14 protein-coding genes, 4 tRNA genes, 3 rRNA genes and 1 other annotated feature are annotated in these 23,460 nt (G+C 33.7%); of the genes, 2 read left to right on the top strand and 19 right to left on the bottom strand.

Annotation, left to right across the window (positions count from 1 at the left end; translation table 11 throughout):
- The first annotated feature begins 72 nt into the window (after window positions 1-72).
- On the top strand, window positions 73-873 hold the full coding sequence (locus B5S50_RS11035) for a helix-turn-helix domain-containing protein (RefSeq protein ID WP_217301835.1): 801 nt from the start codon (window positions 73-75) through the stop codon (window positions 871-873).
- Window positions 874-904: 31 nt separating this feature from the next.
- Window positions 905-2,092, top strand: a complete 1,188-nt coding sequence (locus B5S50_RS11030; protein WP_217301834.1) for a tyrosine-type recombinase/integrase — start codon at window positions 905-907, stop codon at window positions 2,090-2,092.
- Between the two features lie 109 nt (window positions 2,093-2,201).
- Here the strand turns inward: B5S50_RS11030 and B5S50_RS11025 are convergent.
- The 19 genes from B5S50_RS11025 to dnaN form a co-directional block, all read right to left on the bottom strand.
- A tRNA-Arg gene (locus B5S50_RS11025) sits at window positions 2,202-2,278 on the bottom strand.
- Between the two features lie 163 nt (window positions 2,279-2,441).
- Window positions 2,442-2,532, bottom strand: a tRNA-Ser gene (locus tag B5S50_RS11020).
- Window positions 2,533-2,561: 29 nt separating this feature from the next.
- A tRNA-Ser gene (locus B5S50_RS11015) sits at window positions 2,562-2,652 on the bottom strand.
- Window positions 2,653-2,909: 257 nt separating this feature from the next.
- A complete protein-coding gene (gene serS / locus B5S50_RS11010; RefSeq protein WP_217301833.1) occupies window positions 2,910-4,190 on the bottom strand; it encodes a serine--tRNA ligase in 1,281 nt (426 codons plus the stop codon).
- 66 nt (window positions 4,191-4,256) lie between these two features.
- Window positions 4,257-4,454, bottom strand: a binding site (T-box leader).
- Window positions 4,455-4,522: 68 nt separating this feature from the next.
- Window positions 4,523-4,873 (bottom strand): DUF1667 domain-containing protein, encoded by a 351-nt coding sequence (locus B5S50_RS11005; protein ID WP_065078298.1) that lies wholly within the window; start codon window positions 4,871-4,873, stop codon window positions 4,523-4,525.
- Window positions 4,874-4,888: 15 nt separating this feature from the next.
- The gene (locus B5S50_RS11000; protein ID WP_065078299.1) at window positions 4,889-6,280 is read right to left on the bottom strand and encodes an NAD(P)/FAD-dependent oxidoreductase; all 1,392 of its coding nucleotides are present in this window, start codon (window positions 6,278-6,280) and stop codon (window positions 4,889-4,891) included.
- A gap of 76 nt (window positions 6,281-6,356) precedes the next feature.
- Window positions 6,357-9,074 (bottom strand): UPF0182 family protein, encoded by a 2,718-nt coding sequence (locus B5S50_RS10995; protein ID WP_065078300.1) that lies wholly within the window; start codon window positions 9,072-9,074, stop codon window positions 6,357-6,359.
- Window positions 9,075-9,119: 45 nt separating this feature from the next.
- Window positions 9,120-9,635 (bottom strand): transcription repressor NadR, encoded by a 516-nt coding sequence (locus tag B5S50_RS10990; RefSeq protein ID WP_065078301.1) that lies wholly within the window; start codon window positions 9,633-9,635, stop codon window positions 9,120-9,122.
- Between the two features lie 111 nt (window positions 9,636-9,746).
- A complete protein-coding gene (locus B5S50_RS10985) occupies window positions 9,747-10,250 on the bottom strand; it encodes an HDIG domain-containing metalloprotein (protein WP_065078302.1) in 504 nt (167 codons plus the stop codon).
- 92 nt (window positions 10,251-10,342) lie between these two features.
- A tRNA-Ile gene (locus tag B5S50_RS10980) sits at window positions 10,343-10,419 on the bottom strand.
- 5 nt (window positions 10,420-10,424) lie between these two features.
- A 5S ribosomal RNA gene (gene rrf / locus B5S50_RS10975) occupies window positions 10,425-10,541 on the bottom strand.
- A 208-nt stretch (window positions 10,542-10,749) separates the two neighbouring features.
- Window positions 10,750-13,639: ribosomal RNA gene (locus tag B5S50_RS10970) — 23S ribosomal RNA — on the bottom strand.
- A 495-nt stretch (window positions 13,640-14,134) separates the two neighbouring features.
- Window positions 14,135-15,644, bottom strand: a 16S ribosomal RNA gene (locus B5S50_RS10965).
- Together the 16S, 23S and 5S rRNA genes with 1 tRNA gene alongside form the textbook arrangement of a ribosomal RNA operon.
- A 538-nt stretch (window positions 15,645-16,182) precedes the next feature.
- On the bottom strand, window positions 16,183-18,642 hold the full coding sequence (gyrA, locus tag B5S50_RS10960) for a DNA gyrase subunit A (RefSeq protein WP_065078783.1): 2,460 nt from the start codon (window positions 18,640-18,642) through the stop codon (window positions 16,183-16,185).
- A gap of 17 nt (window positions 18,643-18,659) precedes the next feature.
- Complete coding sequence (gene gyrB / locus B5S50_RS10955; protein WP_207644816.1) at window positions 18,660-20,570, bottom strand: DNA topoisomerase (ATP-hydrolyzing) subunit B; 1,911 nt, start codon at window positions 20,568-20,570, stop codon at window positions 18,660-18,662.
- 20 nt (window positions 20,571-20,590) lie between these two features.
- Entirely contained in the window at window positions 20,591-20,854 is a 264-nt protein-coding gene (gene remB, locus B5S50_RS10950) for an extracellular matrix regulator RemB (RefSeq protein WP_013236719.1), read from the bottom strand.
- Window positions 20,855-20,872: 18 nt separating this feature from the next.
- Window positions 20,873-21,973: a DNA replication/repair protein RecF gene (gene recF / locus B5S50_RS10945; RefSeq protein ID WP_065078781.1), complete on the bottom strand. Its 1,101-nt coding sequence runs from the start codon at window positions 21,971-21,973 to the stop codon at window positions 20,873-20,875.
- A gap of 69 nt (window positions 21,974-22,042) precedes the next feature.
- Window positions 22,043-22,249: a S4 domain-containing protein YaaA gene (yaaA, locus tag B5S50_RS10940; RefSeq protein WP_065078780.1), complete on the bottom strand. Its 207-nt coding sequence runs from the start codon at window positions 22,247-22,249 to the stop codon at window positions 22,043-22,045.
- A 27-nt stretch (window positions 22,250-22,276) separates the two neighbouring features.
- Window positions 22,277-23,380: a DNA polymerase III subunit beta gene (gene dnaN, locus B5S50_RS10935; RefSeq protein WP_065078779.1), complete on the bottom strand. Its 1,104-nt coding sequence runs from the start codon at window positions 23,378-23,380 to the stop codon at window positions 22,277-22,279.
- Window positions 23,381-23,460 lie beyond the last annotated feature (80 nt).

Genomic DNA, 23,460 nt, shown 5'->3' with positions numbered 1-23,460 from the left:
ATAATTTTATGAATAACTTATTTATAAATTTAATGATTTTATGATATACTATGTTCATAGGGGGATTATAAAATGGAATTTAAAGATAGACTTAAACAGCTTCGTGAGTCTAAAGGTTTAACTCAGAAAGAACTGGCAGATGAATTAAATAAACTCAATACGGACTTAAGTAGTAATTCTAAAATATATACACAAACTATATCTTACTGGGAGAACGGCAGAGATCCATCAATTGGAATGCTTATAAAAATAGCACAGTATTTTGACGTTCCAACAGATTACCTGCTTGGTAAAACTGATTCTGTAAGTATAGATGAAATTAACTTTGAATATTTTTCTAAATATCTTTCAAAACAAAACATTGAAAAACTTATAAAAAATTACCCTGACAATATGAAAAAGGCAGTGTATTTTTTGCTTTCAAATTATACTTCTAACATTTTCATGAATTTTGATAATGAAAAAAAACAGTATGAAATAAACCTGGATTTTCTGTATCTCATAACTAAAGCTGTAGATATACTGAAAAGTTTTTATGATGAAATGGAGAATAAAGTTTTATGCTATAACACAGAAAGTTCCCTTCAGGATGTTAAGTACATAGATTCTATATCCATGGATACACTTAAAGATATAAACAAACTTAAAGCTCTTACAAAAATAGGTCTTGATTCAATAGTAGATAAACTTGAAGATCTCGTTTTGTTCTTTGATAACCCATCTAATCTAAAACTTAAAGATGAAATTTTAGAGTATACAAGTACAAATGACCTTAATAAAAACTATTTTTCAAAACACTTAAAGAAGGCTTTTACAAATTTAGTTGATGATGTACTAAATACATCAAAATACACAGGTGACAATCACAAATAATTCTCTATTACATGTGAAGGAAGGTGCTAACATGCCCTCTAAAAAAGCAAATGGTGAAGGCTCCGTACAAAAATATTATAAAGATGGAGTTCTAAAGGGATGGAGAACTACAATTACTATAGGACGGGATGATACTGGAAAGCTTGTACGAAAACAGTTTTACGGAAAGACAAAGCTAGACACTATAAAAAAGAAAGATGAGTATATTAATAAATCCGCTGCAGGTCTGCTTCCTTGTGATGAGAAGGTAACCCTGCAGGAATGGATTAAAGTATGGCTTTACGAATACAAAATTAATGATTTAAGACCTTCTACCCTTGAGAGATACTGCGGCGTATTTAAAAACTATATACTAAACTCTCAAATAGGCATGAAAAAACTTAAAGATCTAAAGGCTGCAAACTTACAAGCATTTTATAATTCACTTATAAATGATAAAGCCAAAAGTCCTAATATAGTTAAAACCATAAATAAGTTACTTAAAACCGGATTAAATCAAGCTATAAAGGAACACTACTTAATATTTAATCCATGTGATAATGTCACTCTTCCTAAACTTCCTCCTAAGAAAGAAATTCAGATATTCACCGTTGAGGAGGAAAAAGCTTTCATAAAATCTTTGACTGACCATAGAAATAGAGCATTATTTATATTAGTTCTTGGTACCGGACTAAGGATTGGTGAGGTAGTTGCACTTAAATGGTCCGATATAGATTTAAAAAATTGTGAACTTAAAGTTCAAAGGACATTTAAAAGAGTTCACCTTATAAATAATAAGTCATCTTCTCATAAAACTGCAGTAATAGAGCAGCAGCCTAAAACTATAAATAGTATCAGAACTGTAAATATACCGTCAACTGTTGTGGAAGAACTAAAGCGTCATAAAACAAGGCAGCTTGAAGAAAAATTAAAAGCTGGTGAAATCTATAAGGATAATGATCTTGTATTTCCTAATGAAGTTGGCGAACCTACAGACTCAAGAAATTTAACCAGGAGTTATGCCCGGGCATTAAATAAAGCTAATATACCTTATAAAAATTTTCATGCTATGAGACATACTTTTGCTACTAGGTTGTTTGAAAGAGATGTACCTCTAAAGTCAGTTCAAAAGCTTCTTGGTCACAGCAGTATTAAAATTACAAGTGATATTTATACTCACGTTTTACCTGATGAAAAAATAAAGGCAGTAGATAAGTTAAATGATTTGTTCGTCCTATAATTCATAGGACGTCTTTTTATTTGTGTTTATATATTCCCCTATGGGTTGTGTTACGGTTATGTTATTTTGCATTAAAAAAGACCTTCACATACAAGTGAAAGCCTGCTATTGGTGCGTCAGAGAGGAGTCGAACCCCCGGCACGCTGGTTCGTAGCCAACTGCTCTATCCAACTGAGCTACTGACGCAAATTAACAGTGTTATATTAACACAAATACCAATTAAAATCAAGGTTATTTACTATATCAAGTTAAAATTTATATACCTATCCTAGTAAATAAAAAAAGAAGTAACCATTTTAATGGATAACTTCCTTAAGTAACTATATTTAAGCCATTATTAAAAGTATAATGGCGGAGAAAGAGGGATTTGAACCCTCGCACCGGTTACCCGATCTACGCCCTTAGCAGGGGCGCCTCTTCAGCCACTTGAGTATTTCTCCATGCCCTACGTTTAAATATAATTATTATATGGCGGAAAGAAAGGGATTCGAACCCTTGGTACGGTCACCCGTACGCCGGTTTTCAAGACCGGTGCCTTAAACCAACTCGACCATCTTTCCTAGACCAACATGACAAGTATTATTATAACAACAGTCTACATATATGTCAACATTTTTTTATCTTTTATATTGAATTTTTATATAAAAAATTCAATATAACTACTTTTTATCTAAAATAAGCCTGACAATTCATGTGATTTTCTCTGTATTTATTATACTAAAGGAGATATAATGAATTATTCCATTATATCTCTCAATATACCCAAAATACTCCCACAATATCTTATTTTAAAGATATTGTATTTTATAAGATAATTTTATTTTATTACTTCTTTTCCACCCATATATGGTCTTAATATTTCAGGAATTATAACACTTCCATCTTCTTGCTGATAGTTTTCTAAGATAGCTGCAACTGTTCTACCTATAGCAACTCCTGATCCATTTAAAGTATGTACATACCTTGGTTTGTCTTTTGGAGTTTCCTTATATTTTATATTAGCACGTCTTGCCTGGAAATCCTCAAAATTACTACAGCTTGATATTTCTACATATCTATTGTAACTCGGCATCCAAACTTCTATATCATACTTAAGTGCTGCAGTAAAGCCCAAGTCTCCTTTACATATTCTAACTACTCTATATGGAATTTTTAGTCCTTTAAGTACATCTTCTGCATCATTAGTAAGTTTTTCAAGCTCATCATAAGATTCTTCAGGTCTTGTGAATTTAACCATCTCAACTTTGTTAAATTGATGTTGTCTTATTATTCCTCTTGTATCTCTTCCTGCTGATCCTGCTTCTGCTCTAAAACATGCACTATATGCGACATATTTTAATGGCAAATCTTCTCCTTTTAAAACCTCATCTCTATGAAAATTAGTTACTGGTACTTCTGCAGTTGGAATTAAAAAGTAATCATTATTTGATATTCTAAAAGCATCCTCTTCAAATTTAGGAAGCTGACCTGTACCAGTCATACTAGTCCTATTTACCATATAAGGAGGTAATATTTCTGTATATCCATGCTTTTCTGTATGAAAATCCAAATAATAAGTTATTATAGCTCTTTCAAGTTTAGCTCCTAACCCCTTATAAAATGTAAATCTAGAACCTGAGACCTTTCCACCTCTTTCAAAGTCAAGTATATCAAGATCTGTACCTATATCCCAATGAGCTTTAGGTTTAAACTCAAACTTAGTAGGCTCTGACCATTTTCTAATTTCTACATTATCTTCGTCTGACTTTCCTTCTGGAACTGCAGGATTAGGAATATTAGGTATTCTAAGCATTATGTATTCTATCTTCCCATTTAATTCTGATAGTTCAGTATCATATTGCTTTATGTTATCTGATACATGTTTCATTTCAGCAACTAAATCATCTGCATTTTCACCATTTCTTTTCATTTTAGCTATCTGAGATGAATCTTGATTTCTTTTATTCTTTAAAGCTTCTACTTCAACTAGAATTTTTCTTCTCTTCTCATCTAAAGCTATTACTTCATCAATAGTTGCTGGATCAAAATCTTCTCCTCTATTTGAAAGTTGTTTTTTTACTTCCTCTGGATTGTTTCTTATTCTTTTTAAATCTAACATATTTTATAAATCCTCCCTAATCATCTATATAGTTTCCTATAATATAAAAAGAGCCTTTACGTACCCCAAAGGGACGAAAGACTCCGTGTTGCCACCCTATTTAATTAACAAATTAATGCTAATTCTCTCTAATTTATAACGGTATTACCGAACTGTTTTATCAGTACTTCCAAGGTGGATTCACAATATTATGATATCAGCTTACACCAAGACACTGACTCTCTTAAATCACTTTAAAGCTACTAACCTCTTCATCAGTTAATTTTTAATTAAATATATATCCACTACTTATTATAACCAAGATATTAAAAATAATAAAGGTAAATTTGAAATTATTTTGTAATTTTATTAACATTTTTAGTACAAATTATGTCCACCTTCGTATTTAGTATATTTTTGCAAATTATATCTCCAATTTTTATAGGTGCCCCAACATGTATTCTAGCTAAAACTTTTGAGCATTCAAGCCACAAGCTTTTATCTAGTGGCTTAGAGCTCTTTACTGATACTACGTTGCAATTACACCCTTTTATTCTAACTATAGTAGTAAATATATCACACTTATTATCTTCTTTTAATTTCAAATTTTCTTCTCCGCTATATAAACTTTCATCAATATCCTCTCTATCTTTACTAGCTATACATTGCCTATCCAATTTAGTACCTGTTCTCTCCTTTATCAATTCTAACTCCCCCAATTACATTTTATCAAACTCCTTTATTCTACCTACCATGATATTGGAATTTTTAGAATCTTTAACTACATCAGTCATTTTTTTATTAGTCTCCCTTGCAAGAATTGACGCCACTTCATAAAGGCACCTTGTTCCTCTACAATCTCCAAAAGTTGCACCTGTCCTTCTCTTTATACCTTCTATAGTACGTGCCCCTAATGGTCTACTTATGGCATCTATTATTTCACCCTCTGTTACCTTATTACAATAACATATCACCTTACCATATTTCCTATTTAGCTTTATTATTTTTTTTCTTTCCTCATTAGAAAGTTCTCTAAATTTGTAAAATTCCCTCCTCTTATCCACAAAATCCTTTTTCAAGCGGCAATTTAGTTTGTTTACTACTGTCTTGCACACTATATTTGCAATTGCAGGTGTCATTGTAACCTGCCCATAATGTTTTCCTATTATTTTAATATAATCTTCATCAATTAAACTATCGTCTATAATTAAAAAATCATCATAAAAATGTGAATTATAAAAATCATTAATATTTTCCTGTGATAAATCTTTTATAAAACCACTTATTTTTTGTAGTCCCTCTTCACAATTTATTTTTTCACTATTCTTTAATCCTACTAACAATTTATTTTCTTTTCCAGGGATAATACATGTTTTATTATCCCCCTCCCCTATTGTAGAAATTATATTATTATAGGGTTTGCTTAATTTTTTTTCTACGGAAAAATATTCTAAATATTTTACATTTTGATTTACCTTATTTTCTCTATCTATACTATAATTTTTACCTGGGGTCGTATTTAGTACCATATTACACGTAAATTTATTTTTATTGGTCACTACCTTAAAACCTTTGGATATACTTTCTATATCCAAAACTTCTTCCCCTAACTTAAAATTGACCCCATTGTCACAAGCAATTTCACCATAAGAAATAGCTAAATCATAAGGTGATATAATCCCCGTATTTTTAGAATAAATAGCTTTTTTTATATTTTTCCCCAAATTTGGTTCTATCATCTGTACTTCTTCTCCATCTAACAGCTGTATGTTTTCCATGCCCCTATTCAAAGCTTTATTATACATACAAATTAGCTTTTTCTCACCTTCTTTAGTATCTGCTAACAGTAAGTATCCCTTCTTCTCAAAGAAAATATTAAACTTAGATGCCAAATCAGACATAATCTTACTGCCAGCAAATTCAAGTTTTGATAATGATATATCTTCACATTCCAATCCATCATACACTATAGAATAATCTATAGGTGCTACATCATTAGCAATATCATAATCTTTTTCAATCAATGCTATATTTAAATTATACTTTGAAAGTTCATAGGAAACTGCACATCCTATTATTCCCCCTCCTAATATAAGCACATCATAATCCATGTTAATCTCCCCTTCAAAGAAATCTTTATTTTAATAATCTAAAAATAGCCCTGTTTCTACTACTTTGTATTAAATTCTATTTACTTAGTGAATTCAATATATCTCCAAGTTTTTTAATATTATCTCCATATCCTGACCAATCACCATTTTTTTGTGCATTTAATGCATTCTCGTACAAACTCTTAGCCTGCTTTATCTTTTCCTGATTGTCGTTATTAGTAGGCACCAGCTGACTTTGAGCAGCACTATTTCCTTGTGATTGATTATTTTGCTTATAGTTAAATATCTGCTGCAAAGCATCATCTATGCTTTCAGCTAATATTATTTTATCACCATAAGATACTACGACTCTTTTCATCTCTGGTATACTATCTTTGCCACTAGCTCTAAGATACATAGGTTCTATATAAACCAAAGAATTATTTATAGGAACTATCATGGTATCACCAAATTGAACCTTAGACCCATCTTTATTCCAAAGTGACAGTTGAGTAGATATAGTCGTATCCTGATTTAATTTTTGTTTAAATAAGTATGGACTATATATCGTCTTCTCTGGAGGGAATTTATATAGAATCATCTTTCCATAGTTTTTTCCATCCATCCTAGCTCCAAATAAAGCTACCATATTGTCCTTATCTCTCATATTAAAATATTGCAGCAATATCATTTCTTCCTTATTAGCACCTGGAAGTTTCATAACAACATAAGGAGACTCCATTAGATTCTTTTCGCCACTAACCTGTTTTTGGTTCTTAGCTACTTCCCATAAATCTTCTCCACTATAAAATACTCCTGGATCTGTTACATGATATTTCCCAAGTACACTACATTGAATATTAAACAAATCTTTTGGATATTTAAAATGCTTAACTATATCAGGTGATAGTTGATTCATATTTTTAAATAAGTTAGGAAATATTTTTGCATAGCTTTTTATTATAGGATCAGTTTTATCCACTATATAAAAATTTACGTCTCCATTTAAAGCATCTATAGTAACCTTCACAGAATTTCTCATATAATTTACATCGTTCTGAGGTTGTGAAAAAGGATATCTATTTGAAACAGTGTATCCATCTAATATCCAATATAACTTTCCTCCACTTGCAACTATATAGGGATCTGAGTCATAGTTTAAAAAAGGTGCTATTTTATTGACTCTATCAACTATATTCCTATTTATCAATATCTTACTTTCTTTTGATATATCCCTGGATAATAAGAAATTTAAATCCTTCTGATTTATTGCAAATAATAATCTATTTAGAAATCCTAATTTTATTCCATCTGTTCCATTATAAATATTAGTTGCATTATTACTTCCTTTAGGATAATCAAATTCACCTATTTTAGTATTAACTACTGCATAGTTATCCGTTTTTTCACCAAAATATATTCTTGGATTTTGAATTTTTATATCAGTGGAATTGTTAGGTGGCATATCCTTTATGACAAAGTTAGGCTGTCCTTCTGAAGTTACCGAATTAACTTTATTCATAACTATTCCATAACCATGGGTATATATAAGATGTCTATTTTGCCATGTATTTGGATCTATTGCCTTGCTGTTTATTTCTCTCGCACCTACAAAAACTTGATTAAATTTTCCATTTATATTGTATCTGTCTATATCAATATTATTAAAGTTATAATAATATCTTATAATTTGGACTTGATTATAAAATTCAAGTGTAGGATCAAAAGAATTTATCCTTATATTATTTATCGTATCCATATTATTTTCTATATCCTTTGAAGTTAAATCATCCTTGACTTGAAAAGACCTAGTATCCACATTATCAATATTAAATGCACTACGGGTATAATCTATATTATATTTTATATATGGACTTTCTAAAGTTTTTTGATTGGATTTAACCACAAAATTTTGAACCACAAAAGCCATTAGATTTCCACTTATAATTAAAACTATTATTACAACTATAGATGCCACTATAGGTTTAATTTTAACTCTAATTATACTAATAAATATAACTATAGCAGCAATAAAAGATGCTACTGCAATAATTTTATAGAACAACAAACTTACATGAGCATCTGTATAACTTGCGCCAAATGCTACTCCATTTTGGCTATAAACAAGGTTAATACACTTTAAAATATACCCTATTGATATACACAATATTATAAGAGCAGCTAAAACTGCCAATTGTTTTCCTGCAAATCTAGTAAGCCCACTATCTAATATATTTATTTTACCAAAATTTTTCTTAAAATTTCGTGATACAAATCTATCCTTCATACTTAATATAAAGTATGTAAAAAGAGTTATCAATCCTAATAAAATAAATAGGCTTACAAGTGCACTATATATAGATTGTATAAGCGGTAATTTAAATATATAAAAAGAAATATCTAAATTTAAAATTGGGTCTTTTTTATTGAAAGATACTGAATTTGTGAATTGTAAAATTCTATACCAATAAGCTGATGCAAATACATAAGAAGCTAAAAAAGACACAATCAAATCAATAAAAAAAACTATTTTTCTCTCAATTTTAACTTTACTACTTTTTACCTCAACAACTTTTCTATACTTTATAATGCTTATCCTTAGACTTTTATAATATAACCATATTCCTACAAAGCTTATAATAAATAAAGGTATCATAAGCTTACATACCGCTACAAGTTTAGTAAAATAAACAGATAAGTATCCTACTTGTTTATACCACTGTATATTTATTACGAAATTTACGATATTATTTAAAAATGAAATACACAATACTAAAACTAAAATAAAAATACCTATTGCCATTTTCCTCTTCATAATACAACCACCTCTTTTATAAATATAAAAAATTTTAGCTATGGATCAATCAGAAATCATATACTTTTTCTCTTTCAATTCCCTTTTTATATTCTTAATTATGTCATCGTTTTCTGCAACTATAGTATGTAAATGCACACCTCCTGTTAATATTAATAGTGGTTCTGCTTTATACTGTTCTATTTTATTTATAAAATTTTCAACATCATATAAATTTTTTATCATAAGCATACTTTTTATTTCACCATAAAGGGGATGTTCTACTATTACATCCTGTACTTTACCCCCAAATTTAACTATAGTTTTAAGTTCATCCTCTATTTCACTTGTTTCGTGTGAAACTGCTATTACAGCCTTAATTAAATTTTTTTCTGCTTTTGGAATCAGATAACCATCTGGGGTTGCTATTATATCTTTACCTTCTGCCCTTAAAATTGCTATATCTTTAACTATTATTTGTCTAGTAACCCCTAACTTTTCTGCCAAAATATGACCCTTTTGAGGTTCGTCATTTTTTTCAAGAATTTCTTTAATATATATTCTTCTTTTTTTTGAATCCATCTTAACCTCCACTAATACACTTATACATTAATTATATCATAAAAATTGGAATAAATTTATACACATAAAATACTAAAATACTTATAAATTAAAAAAATTTAACTTATAATTTTAATTTCTTTTATCGCAATACTTTAATATCTTTAACTCCAAATTATTATTATGAGTATCGTTATTATGATGATTTTCTATCAAATAAAATAATTTTTCATTATACTCTATCTTTTTTAATAGCTCTACTCCTATTTTACTATGATTGTAATATACATTTATCTTTGGCTTTTGAGAAAATTTTCTTAATTTCCCTTTTGAAATCCTATCCATTGATACTATAAATGATTTGTCTATTAGATTTAGCTTTCTATCTATCTTACCTATATCATGTAAAAGAGCAGCCTTTAGAAGCAATTTCTCATCTACTGTACCTGGCTTACTATTACAAATACGCTCTACATCATATGCTACTTTTACGCAATGCTTTTGTTCATTTATGGACAGTTTATTAAATAATTTTAATTCTTCTATACTTAAAATATTTTTTATAAACCTACTATCCTGTTCATTAATTCTAGAAGTTAATGCCCAATAAAATTGCTTTATTCTATAAAATATCAATATAAATCTCCTCCAACTAATACACTATTTAAAGTGTACCATAATACGGGCAAAAAATAAAAGAACTACATAAAACTATGTAGTTCTTTTCATGGTGGACCTTCAGGGACTCGAACCCCGGACCCACCGGTTATGAGCCGGTTGCTCTAACCAACTGAGCTAAAGATCCTTATTACCTGGCAGCGACCTATTCTCCCACAGGGCCTCCCCTGCAGTACCATCGGCACTGTGAAGCTTAACCTTCCTGTTCGGTATGGAAAGGGGTGTTACCTTCACGTCATTACCACCAGATTTATTATCGAAAATTGCTATAAGCTTCTCATATTTTCGTCAAGTCTTTCACTGCGGTGCTCATTTACACAAGTAAACTCTGCTCCTCATTCAAGCCTTTCCTCAATCTGCTCGCTTCTATCAATTTTCTTATATATTATCTTTTAAGAGTTCAAATTACTCTGTCCTCTCAAAATTGCACAGTAAATTTTTTTCTTTCGTTTTTTATTTGGTCAAGCCCTCGACCTATTAGTATCAGTCAGCTTAACAAGTTGCCCTGCTTACACCTCTGACCTATCTCCTCGTGTTCTTCGAGGGGTCTTACTAGCTTACGCTATGGGAAATCTTATCTTGAGGTGGGCTTCACACTTAGATGCTTTCAGCGTTTATCCCTTCCCAACTTGGCTACCCAGCTATGCTCCTGGCGGAACAACTGGTTCACCAGCGGTCGGTCCATCCCGGTCCTCTCGTACTAAGGACAGCTCCTCTCAAATTTCCTGCGCCCGCGACGGATAGGGACCGAACTGTCTCACGACGTTCTGAACCCAGCTCGCGTGCCGCTTTAATGGGCGAACAGCCCAACCCTTGGGACCTACTTCAGCCCCAGGATGCGACGAGCCGACATCGAGGTGCCAAACCTCCCCGTCGATGTGAACTCTTGGGGGAGATCAGCCTGTTATCCCCGAGGTAGCTTTTATCCGTTGAGCGATGGCCCTCCCACGAGGTACCACCGGATCACTAAGCCCGACTTTCGTCCCTGCTCCACTTGTTTGTGTCGCAGTCAAGCTCCCTTCTGCCTTTGCACTCTTCGAAGAATTTCTAACCCTTCTGAGGGAACCTTTGTACGCCTCCGTTACTTTTTAGGAGGCGACCGCCCCAGTCAAACTGCCCGCCTAACATTGTCCCGTCTCCAGTTTCATGGAGCCCGGTTAGAATTCCAGTACTGTCAGGGTGGTATCCCAACATCGACTCGGTAATGGCTGGCGCCACTACTTCCTAGTCTCCCACCTATCCTGTACAGACAATACCGAAATTCAGTGCTAAACTGCAGTAAAGCTCTACGGGGTCTTTCCGTCCAATCGCGGGTAGCAAGCATCTTCACTTGCACTTCAATTTCGCCGGATTTGTTGTCGAGACAGTGCTCAAATCATTACGCCATTCGTGCGGGTCGGAACTTACCCGACAAGGAATTTCGCTACCTTAGGACCGTTATAGTTACGGCCGCCGTTTACTGGGGCTTAAGTTCTGACCTTCGCTTGCGCTAAGTCTTCCCCTTAACCTTCCAGCACCGGGCAGGCGTCAGCTCCTATACTTCAGCTTTCGCTTTAGCAGAAACCTGTGTTTTTGATAAACAGTTGCTTGAGCCTTTTCTCTGCGGCCACTTGCGTGGCTCTCCTTCTCCCTAAGTTACGGAGTTAATTTGCCTAGTTCCTTAACAACAATTCTTCCGATGGTCTTAGGATTCTCTCCTCACCTACCTGTGTCGGTTTGCGGTACGGGCACATAAAAGCTCCATAGAGACTTTTCTCGGCAGCGTGAAATCAGGTACTTCCCCTTGCGGGTTCCCCATCACACCTCATCATTGATATACCGGATTTTCCTGGTATACCTGACTCGGTGCTTAGACATACATCCATTTGTATGCACACCTTATCCTCCTGCGTCATCCCTTTTGTCAAACGCTTTTATGCGGTATCGGAATTTCAACCGATTGTCCATCACCTACGCCTTTCGGCCTCGGCTTAGGTCCCGACTTACCCTGGGCGGACGAACCTTCCCCAGGAAACCTTAGGTTTTCGACCAATAAGATTCTCACTTATTTCTCGCTACTTATGCCAGCATTCTCTCTCCTGTACAATCCACTGTTCCTTCCGGTACAACTTCAACTCATACAGGATGCTCCTCTACCACTCTTTCGAGTCCACAGCTTCGGTGGTAAGTTTTAGCCCCGGACATTTTCGGCGCATGATCTCTTGACTAGTGAGCTATTACGCACTCTTTAAATGAGTGGCTGCTTCTGAGCCAACATCCTAGTTGTCTTAGAAATCACACATCCTTTCCCACTTAACTTACACTTTGGGACCTTAGCTGGTGGTCTGGGCTGTTTCCCTTTTGACCACGGATCTTATCATTCGCAGTCTGACTGCCGGAATTCAAGTATATGGCATTCGGAGTTTGATAAGGTTCAGTAACTGTTGTCAGCCCCTACCCCATTCAGTGCTCTACCTCCATTACTCATTTCCGACGCTAGCCCTAAAGCTATTTCGAGGAGAACCAGCTATCTCCGAGTTCGATTGGAATTTCTCCGCTATCCACAGCTCATCCCATGGTTTTTCAACACCAACGTGGTTCGGTCCTCCACGGAATTTTACTTCCGCTTCAACCTGGCCATGGATAGGTCACTCGGTTTCGGGTCTACAACATACAACTTCGCGCCCTTTTCAGACTCGGTTTCCCTCCGGCTCCATACCTTAAGTACTTAACCTTGCTGCATATCGTAACTCGCTGGCTCGTTCTACAAAAAGCACGCCGTCGTACTTTACGTACTTCGACTGTTTGTGGACACACGGTTTCAGGTTCTATTTCACTCCCCTCCCGGGGTTCTTTTCACCTTTCCCTCACGGTACTCCTTCTCTATCGGTCACCAGGTAGTATTTAGCCTTGGGAGGTGGTCCTCCCTGTTTCCCACAAGGTTTCTCGTGTCTCGTGGTACTCTGGATTAGATCTGGCTGCTCTTTGCTTTCATTTACAGGGCTTTTACCTTCTCCGGCGGAGCCTTCCAGCTCTCTTCAATTAACACTTCACAGTATTTATGACCTATCCGCAACCCCAGGAACAAGTTCCTGGTTTGGGCTCTTTCCCGTTCGCTCGCCGCTACTTAGGAAATCGATGTTTCTTTCTCTTCCTCCGGGTACTTAGATGTTTCAGTTCCCCGGGTTTGCCTCTACAAACCTATGTATTCAGTTTGCAGTACCTAGCGTTATCTAGGTGGGTTTCCCCATTCGGATATCTCTGGTTCTCTGGCTATTTGCGCCTACCCAGAGCTTTTCGCAGCTTATCGCGTCCTTCTTAGGCTCCTGGTGCCAAGGCATCCTCCATGCGCCCTTTGTAGCTTGACCTTTATTATCGAAAATTGCTATTAACTTCGCATATCTTCGTCAACCTTTTCGCTGTGGTGCTCATTTACATAAGTAAACTCTGCTCCTCGCTCAAATCTTTCCTCGATCTGCTCGTTACTATCAATTTTCTTATTATCATCATATCATCTTTAAAATGATACTTTACTACAAAGGTTATATTATAACCTTAGCTTTACTTTATTTCTTATTTACTGTGCAATTTTCAAAGGACAATTTTTCAATTTACATTCCTAATTGGTTGTAAACTGAAAGAAGAATCTATCTGATCCTTCAAAATTAAACAGAGTGAAAAATTGCTATTAACTTCGTATATCTTCGTCAAAATCATTCACTGCGGTACTCATTTACATTAGTAAACTCTGTTCCTCGCTTATGTTTTTCCTTGATATACTTGTTACTATCAATTTTTAAGTATTAACTTACTTAAACCATCAATTTATAAGATAGATTATACTCTATCTTTCGACTCCCTAGAAAGGAGGTGATCCAGCCGCAGGTTCTCCTACGGCTACCTTGTTACGACTTCACCCCAATTACTAACCCCACCTTCGGCCGCGTCCTCCTAAGTTAGACTACGGACTTCGGGTGTTGCCAGCTCTCATGGTGTGACGGGCGGTGTGTACAAGGCCCGGGAACGTATTCACCGCGACATTCTGATTCGCGATTACTAGCAACTCCAACTTCATGTAGGCGAGTTTCAGCCTACAATCCGAACTGGGGGCAGTTTTTGAGGTTTGCTCCACCTCGCGGTCTTGCTTCTCTCTGTACTGCCCATTGTAGCACGTGTGTTGCCCTGGACATAAGGGGCATGATGATTTGACGTCATCCCCACCTTCCTCCGCGTTAACCGCGGCAGTCTTGCTAGAGTGCTCAACTAAATGTTAGCAACTAACAACAGGGGTTGCGCTCGTTGCAGGACTTAACCTAACATCTCACGACACGAGCTGACGACAACCATGCACCACCTGTATCCCTGCCCCGAAGGGCTTCTCTTATCTCTAAGATATTCAGGGTATGTCAAGTCCAGGTAAGGTTCTTCGCGTTGCTTCGAATTAAACCACATGCTCCGCTGCTTGTGCGGGCCCCCGTCAATTCCTTTGAGTTTTAATCTTGCGATCGTACTTCCCAGACGGAGTACTTATTGTGTTTACTGCGGCACAGAAGGGGTCGATACCTCCTACACCTAGTACTCATCGTTTACGGCGTGGACTACCAGGGTATCTAATCCTGTTTGCTACCCACGCTTTCGTGCCTCAGCGTCAGTTACGGTCCAGAGAATCGCCTTCGCCACTGGTGTTCTTCCTAATCTCTACGCATTTCACCGCTACACTAGGAATTCCATTCTCCTCTCCCGCACTCTAGATATCCAGTTTGAAATGCAGTGCCCGGGTTAAGCCCGGGTATTTCACATCTCACTTAAATATCCGCCTACGCACTCTTTACGCCCAGTAATTCCGGACAACGCTCGCCACCTACGTATTACCGCGGCTGCTGGCACGTAGTTAGCCGTGGCTTCCTCCTTGGGTACCGTCATTATCGTCCCCAAAGACAGAGCTTTACAATCCGAAAACCTTCTTCACTCACGCGGCGTTGCTGCATCAGGCTTTCGCCCATTGTGCAATATTCCCCACTGCTGCCTCCCGTAGGAGTCTGGACCGTCTCTCAGTTCCAATGTGGCCGATCACCCTCTCAGGTCGGCTACGCATCGTCGCCTTGGTAGGCCGTTACCCTACCAACTAGCTAATGCGCCGCGGGTCCATCTCAAAGCGGATTACTCCTTTAAATCAATCTCCATGTGAAAACTGATTATTATGCGGTATTAATCTCCCTTTCGGGAGGCTATCCCCCTCTTTGAGGTAGGTTACCCACGTGTTACTCACCCGTCCGCCGCTAATCCACTCCCGAAGGAGCTTCATCGCTCGACTTGCATGTGTTAAGCACGCCGCCAGCGTTCGTCCTGAGCCAGGATCAAACTCTTAATTTAAAAGTTTGTATTGACTCTTCTTATTACGAAATTACTTTTTTAGCTGCTCTCGCAGCTCAAAAGAATTGCTGGTTTATTCTAAATAAGTTGTACTTATATCTTCCTCTGTTTAATTTTCAAGGATCATTTTGCTGTCTTACTTCGACAGCTTTTATAGTATATCATCTATTTCTTACTTTGTCAACATCTTTTTTTCAAAACTTAATTTTGAATTGCATGAGACATTACAATTGATATTCTCAAATTAATGTCTTCGCTTGATGACGACAGTTGCTATTCTAACACATTACATATATACATAATTCAAAAATATCACCATTATGTAAAATTATCTTATAATACATACACTATGATACTTATTCCTTAAATATTCTTATACTGACACACTAGGTTATGTTGTTTTTTTAATATAACAAAATAAATACTAGTGTCCTAATCAAGACACTAGTATTTATTTTATTTAAACCATTTAACACGTTTTATATATCATACATATAAAATTAAATAGTATTTATTTTGCTTAATTTAAGTGCACCTATTATTCCTCTACTTGTTTATGATCTATATCATCACTTGTATCATCACTGCAATTTATTTTAGCAATTGCAACAACCCTTTGTTCTTCATCTGTTCTCATGAGAGTAACTCCCATAGTATTTCTATTTGTAACAGAAATCTCAGATACATTGAGCCTTATAGCTACATTACTGCTATTTATGAGCATCATTTCATCCTCATCTTTTACAACTCTAGCACCAACTATTAAACCGGTTTTTTCTGTAACTTTGTAAGTGATAATTCCTTTTCCACCTCTTCTATGAATAGTGTATTCGGATACTGGCGTTCTTTTGCCAAATCCATTCTCACTAATTACAAGAACATCTTGAGACTTATCTACGATATCCATAGCTACAGCTATGTCACCAGTTCTTAAAGTTATGGCTCTTACTCCTGTCGTATTTCTTCCCGTAGGTCTTACATCATCTTCACTGAATCTTATAGCATATCCATTTTTAGTGAAAATAAGAATTTCACTCTTACCTGTAGTCATTCTAACTCCTATAAGTTCATCTTCATCTTTTAAATTTATAGCATTTAATCCATTTTTTCTTATAGAAGCATATTGACTTATCTTAGTCTTCTTTATCAATCCGCATCTAGTAGCCATAATAAAATAATTATCCTTATCAACTTCCTTAAAGGATATAACTGCTTGAATTTGTTCGTCTCCTTGCAGAGGTATTAAATTAACTAAATTTGTTCCTTTAGCTGTTCTACCAGCATCAGGAATTTCATAACCCTTTAATTTATACACTTTACCTTTGTTAGTGAAAAATAAAATATTATTATGGGTTGATGTAATAAATATGTGCTCTACAAAGTCATCCTCTTTTGTAGACATTGCTTGTATTCCCTTTCCCCCTCTTCTTTGGGAAGAATAAGTATCAGCAGAAATTCTTTTTATATATCCTGAATGAGTTAGAGTTATTACTACTTCCTGCTCTTCAATAAGATCTTCAATATTTATATCATCATTGCTTATCTGTATTTCAGTTTTTCTTTCATCACCATATTTATCTCTTATCTCAATTAATTCATCTTTAATTATCTTCAGCAGCAATTCTTTATTTTCTAGTATTTCCTTGAGATGTTTTATTGTTTCCATCAATTCATTATATTCATTTTCAATTTTTTCTCTTTCAAGACCTGTAAGTCTTTGAAGTCTCATATCCAAGATAGCTTGAGCCTGTTTTTCTGAAAGACTAAATTCAGACATTAACCCATTTCTGGCATTTTCTGCAGTTTTAGATGATCTTATTAGATGTATTACCTCATCTATATGATCTAATGCTATTTTTAATCCTTCTAGAATATGAGCTCTAGCTTGAGCTTTATCTAAATCAAATTTAGTTCTTCTTGTTATAATTTCTTCTTGAAATCTTAAATAATATACAAGCATCTGCTTTAAATTCAGTACTTTTGGTTCATTATTTACAAGAGAAAGCATTATAATACCAAAAGTATCCTGCATTCTTGTATGTTTGTACAGCTGATTAAGAGTTACATTAGGATTTGCATCTCTTTTTAATTCTATAACTATTCTCATTCCATCTCTATCTGATTCATCTCTAATATCAGATATTCCATCTATTTTTTTATTCTTAACAAGGTCGGCCATATTTTCTATAAGCTTTGATTTATTAACTTGATATGGAATTTCAGTTACTATTATTCTGTTTCTACCTTTAACTTCTTCAATTTCAGCTTTAGCCCTTACTAATATTTTTCCTCTTCCAGTTTCATAGGCACTTCTTATACCTGATGTGCCAATTATTTGTCCTGCAGTTGGAAAATCAGGACCTTTTATAGACGTCATAAGCTCGCTAATTGTTATATCTGGATTGTCTATTATCATTATGACACCATTTATAACTTCAGTAAGATTATGGGGTGGTATGTTCGTAGCCATACCTACAGCTATTCCAGCAGAACCATTTACAAGTAAATTAGGAAATCTTGAAGGTAAAACTGAAGGTTCTTTTTCTTCACCATCAAAGTTTGGAACGAAATCTACTGTATTTTTATTTATTCCCCTTAACATTTCAAGTGTTATTTTATTCATTTTAGCTTCAGTATATCTCATAGCTGCAGCACTATCTCCATCTACTGAACCAAAATTTCCATGACCATCAACTAGAGTATACCTGATAGAGAAGTCTTGTGCCAATCTAACTAGAGCATCATAAACCGCTGTATCTCCATGTGGATGATATTTACCTAAAACATCTCCTACAATTCTTGCACACTTCCTATAGCCCTTTTCAGGGGTAAGTCCTAACTCATACATAGAATACAGTATTCTTCTGTGAACTGGCTTTAATCCATCACGTACATCTGGAAGCGCACGGCTTACAATAACACTCATAGCATAGTCTATATAACTTTTCTTCATTTCACGGCTTATGTCTACTGGTAAAATTTTTCCTTCATCAAACATCTATTACACCTCTCTACTTATATATCTAAGTTTACAACTTTTTTAGCATTTTCTTGTATAAAATTTCTACGAGGTTCTACTTTGTCACCCATAAGTATAGTAAAGATTTCATCAGCAGCCATAGTGTCCTCTACATTTACTTGAATAAGGGTCCTTGTTTCAGGATTCATTGTAGTATCCCAAAGTTGTTCTGAATCCATTTCTCCAAGTCCTTTATATCTTTGTATATCTACATTACTGTCTTTCCCACCTATTTCAGTAAGCAATACATCTAATTCATCATCTGAATATGCGTAGTATTCCTTCTTCCCTTTAGCTACTCTATATAAAGGTGGTTGAGCTATATAAACATGACATTTTTCAACAAGTTCCTTCATATATCTGAAGAAAAAAGTAAGTAATAATGTTCTTATGTGCGCACCATCTACATCTGCATCTGTCATTATTATTATTTTATTGTATCTTATTTTATTTACATCAAAGTCTTTTCCTATACCTGCTCCAAATGCCGTTATCATGGCTCTTATTTCTTCATAACCAAGTATTTTATCAAGCCTTTGTTTCTCAACATTCATTATTTTACCACGCAGTGGAAGTATAGCTTGAAATTTTCTATTTCTACCTTGTTTCGCAGATCCACCTGCAGAATCACCCTCGACTAAATATATTTCACATTCAGAAGGATCTTTAGATGAACAATCTGCTAATTTTCCTGGAAGAGAAGTATTTTCGAGTATAGATTTACGTCTTGTAAGTTCTCTTGCTTTTCTTGCTGCTTCTCTAGCCCGGGATGCCATAAGTGATTTGTCAAGTATCATCTTTGCTACTTGAGGATTTTCCTGTAAAAAATTATTTAATGACTCTCCCATTATACTGTCAACTATGCCACGCACTTCACTATTTCCTAGTTTTGTTTTCGTCTGGCCTTCAAATTGAGGATCTACAAGTTTTACAGATATAACTGCAGTAAGGCCTTCTCTTATATCTTCTCCTGATAGATTTTTGTCATTTTCTTTTAATATACCAAATTTTTTTGCATAGTCATTAAAAACCCTAGTAAGTGCTGACTTAAATCCAGCTAAATGAGTTCCACCTTCTACTGTATCTATATTATTAGCAAAAGCAAAAATATTTTCAGTGTACCCATCATTGTATTGAATAGCAATTTCTACAGAGTAGTCATCTTTTTTGCCCTCTACGTATATAGGCTCTTTATGAATTGGTTGTTTATTTCTATTAAGATAACTTACAAAGGACTTTATTCCACCTTCATAGTGAAATATTTCTTCTTTATCATCTCTCTCATCTTCTAACCTTATTTTTATACCCTTGTTTAAAAACGCCAATTCTCTAAGTCTTTGAGCCAATATATCATAATCATATTCTATTTCATCAAATATTTCTGCATCCGGTTTAAAGTGAATTTTTGTTCCGTGCTCCTCACTATCACCTATTATATCAAGTCCGCTTGCTACTTTTCCTCTTTTAAATACCTGTCTCCATATATGGCTTTCTCTTTTTACTTCAACTTCACAGATTTCAGACAGAGCATTTACAACTGATGCTCCAACTCCATGAAGTCCGCCAGAAACTTTGTATCCGCCACCACCAAATTTTCCTCCTGCGTGTAGTATAGTCATTATAACCTCTACAGTTGGTTTTTTCATTTTATGGTGCATTCCAACAGGCATTCCTCTACCATTATCCGTAACTGTTATAGAATTATCTTTATGTATAATTACATTTATTTTATCGCAATATCCTGCCAGTGCCTCATCTATGCTATTATCAACTATCTCATACACTAAATGATGAAGCCCCCTTGAACTAGTACTTCCAATATACATTCCAGGTCTTTTTCTAACAGCTTCAAGACCTTCTAATACTTGTATTTGATTTTCATCATAAGTTTGCTTTTTTTCTTGCATCATACCTATATCCTCCTATTTTAGAGTTCGTAACATAAAATTTCTGACCTTTTAGCTAGTGTGGATGAAGATATAGGTGATAAATAAATTCTACTTTTTTTATTTACTTCCGCAATAATGAATGATTTAGGTTTATCTTTTGTAATTTTTTGAACAAATCCATCTTCTTCAGCCATTCTTAAAAATTGGGTTGTATCAGAATTATATGTTGAAGTTTCAATATCAAATATTCCAATTATATCTTTTATCGGAACAACTATATTTTCACCTAAATGTAAAAACATAACAATCTCCTTTCAAAATTAAATTCTATTCATCTTTCCACTCTTTACAATAAATATTTGATTTTCTTTTTTTACATTTTTTTTAATGTCATCAATTCCTGTACCCGTTATAAATGTTTGTATTTCATTTATAGAATTTAATATATACTTTTGTCTATTTGCATCTAGTTCAGATAAAACATCATCCAGTAATAAAACCGGATATTCTCCTGTAATTTCTTTTATTATTTCAAGAGACGCAAATTTCATAGTTAGAACTGATGTCCTCTGTTGTCCTTGGGAACCAAAGCTTCTTACATTTATACCATTTATGCTCGTAACAAAATCATCCCTATGTGGACCATAGAGGGTAATACCTTTTTCTATATCCCTTTGTCTATTAGTTTCCAAAACTTTAAACAAGCTGCTTTCTACATTATCTAAGTCTGTTATAGATGTTACATATTTAAATTCTATTTTTTCAGTTTGTGAAGTTATATCTTCATGAATAATTTTACCCATTTTGCTGAGTTTGTTTATGTATTTATTTCTGAGATCTATTATAACTGCACCATATTTAGACAATTGGATATCGTATATATCAAGAATATCACTATTACTGCTACCCCGTTTTCTAAGTAATAAGTTTCTTTCACTTAGAACCTTGTTATATTGAACTAAGTTATAATAATATCTTTTACTGAATTTACACAGCTCTATATCTAAAAATTTTCTTCTGAAAGAAGGAGATTCTTTTATTATTTTTAAATCTTCTGGAGAAAACATTACTACATTAAAAATTCCCATAAGTTCAGACAGTTTATTTACCCTTATAGAATTTATGTTTATTCCCTTTTTGCCTTCTTTGAATATCTTTATCTCTATTTTTTTATCATTTAAGTTGTGTGATGAACTATATACCCCAGCTTTTATATAAGCATATTTGCCATTCCAATTTATTAATTCCTTATCCTTATTTGTTCTTGGTGACTTGCCTATACTGCAATAGTATATACTCTCTAATATATTTGTTTTTCCTTGTGCATTATCTCCTATAAATACATTTAAATTTTTATCAAATTCTATGTCTAGTTCCTTATAGTTTCTAAAATTAATAAGTTTTAAATATTTGATATACATATAAAAACACCTATTTATAATTATATCACAATATATAATGCACATTTAATACTAAATTTTTAATTGCATCTATATAATTTTATAAGTTTTTTCTTGAAATTCAACTGTAAATCCTTGTGAAAGTTTTCTTCCTCTTCTCATTTCTACTTCTCCATTTACCTTTACCATTCCATTTTTTATAAACATTTTAGCTTCAGAGCCTTGTGAAACAGCCCCACACCATTTTAGAAAAGAATCTAATTTTATTACATCTGTATTAATTTTAATTTCATTCATTTTCTATTATCTCCAATTTTTTTATTTTTAATTGTTTAAAAGTCTTACAGGGAGTACTAAATAAGTGCAATTATCTTTATCTTTATTTTTGATTACGCATGGACTTACGCTGCTAGAGAATTTCATAATAATTTCTTCTTCGTCCATTATTTTCAAGACATCTATTAGGTATTTTGAATTAAATGCAATTTTTAATGTGTCTCCTTGCAATAATATGTTTAGTTCTTCTCTAACCATTCCTAATTGAGAATTTGAAGTTATTATCATGTTGTTTTCTTCTATTTCTAACTTTATTAAATTGGTATTACTGTCTTTAGCCATTAGTGACGCTCTTTCAATACAACTTAAAAGTTCTTCTCTTTTAGCTGTTACTTGCAAATTAAATTCATCTGGAATTATAGAATTATATTTTATAAATTCACCTTCCAGTAATCTAGATATAATTTTAGTATTATCTAAATTAAAAAGTATGTGATTAGGTGTAAAAGTTATATTTACATTTTCATCATTATCTTCTAGGATTTTAGAAACTTCACTTAAAGTTTTTTCTGGAATTACAGCGTTTATTATGTTTTCTGTATTAAGATATTCTGACTTTAAAGCTAATCTATATCCGTCTAATGCCACTAAATTTAATTTTTTGTTCTTAATTTCAAATAAAATGCCTGTAAGTATAGGTCTTGTTTCATCTTGAGCTGCAGCGAAAATAGTACTTTTTATCATATCTTTTAGTATTTTTTGAGGTATTAAAAAAATAATATTTTCATTTATATTAGGTATTTCAGGAAAATCTTCTGCATTCATATGAATTAGGTTAAATTTAGATTTTTGACATATTATTTCTATTGAATTATTTTCTGTAGTGGAAATATTTATATTGTCATTAGGTAATTTTCTTATAATTTCTCCAAATATTCTAGAATCAACTACTACAGATCCTTCTTCTTTTATTTCTGCATTTATTTTTGTTTCTATACTGAGGTCTATATCTGATCCAGTTAATTTAATTTGATTTTTACAGGTTGTAATAAGCAGACCATTTAATATTGGCATGCTGGATTTCCCTGTGATAGCTTTTTGTGCTATGGAAATAGCTTCTTGTAATTCTGTTTTTGTACATGTAAAATTCATTTTATGTCCTCCTTTATTCACAATGTAGAAAGATGTATAGAATATAGATAATTAATTAAATTTAGTAATAATAGTAGTAG

The sequence above is a fragment of the Clostridium sp. 001 genome (genome assembly GCF_019056555.1).
Lineage (GTDB): Bacteria > Bacillota > Clostridia > Clostridiales > Clostridiaceae > Clostridium_B > Clostridium_B ragsdalei.
The sequence above is the reverse complement of the archived record's forward strand: the minus strand, read 5'-3'. Positions and strand labels throughout refer to the sequence as shown.

Coding starts and splice junctions, on each gene's coding strand:
- B5S50_RS11035 (WP_217301835.1), top strand. CDS start 73: ATGGAATTTAAAGATAGACTTAAACAGCTTCGTGAGTCTAAAGGTTTA.
- B5S50_RS11030 (WP_217301834.1), top strand. CDS start 905: ATGCCCTCTAAAAAAGCAAATGGTGAAGGCTCCGTACAAAAATATTAT.
- serS (WP_217301833.1), bottom strand. CDS start 4,190: ATGTTAGATTTAAAAAGAATAAGAAACAATCCAGAGGAAGTAAAAAAA.
- B5S50_RS11000 (WP_065078299.1), bottom strand. CDS start 6,280: ATGGATTATGATGTGCTTATATTAGGAGGGGGAATAATAGGATGTGCA.
- B5S50_RS10995 (WP_065078300.1), bottom strand. CDS start 9,074: ATGAAGAGGAAAATGGCAATAGGTATTTTTATTTTAGTTTTAGTATTG.
- B5S50_RS10990 (WP_065078301.1), bottom strand. CDS start 9,635: ATGGATTCAAAAAAAAGAAGAATATATATTAAAGAAATTCTTGAAAAA.
- gyrA (WP_065078783.1), bottom strand. CDS start 18,642: ATGTTTGATGAAGGAAAAATTTTACCAGTAGACATAAGCCGTGAAATG.
- gyrB (WP_207644816.1), bottom strand. CDS start 20,570: ATGCAAGAAAAAAAGCAAACTTATGATGAAAATCAAATACAAGTATTA.
- remB (WP_013236719.1), bottom strand. CDS start 20,854: ATGTTTTTACATTTAGGTGAAAATATAGTTGTTCCGATAAAAGATATA.
- recF (WP_065078781.1), bottom strand. CDS start 21,973: ATGTATATCAAATATTTAAAACTTATTAATTTTAGAAACTATAAGGAA.
- yaaA (WP_065078780.1), bottom strand. CDS start 22,249: ATGAATGAAATTAAAATTAATACAGATGTAATAAAATTAGATTCTTTT.
- dnaN (WP_065078779.1), bottom strand. CDS start 23,380: ATGAATTTTACATGTACAAAAACAGAATTACAAGAAGCTATTTCCATA.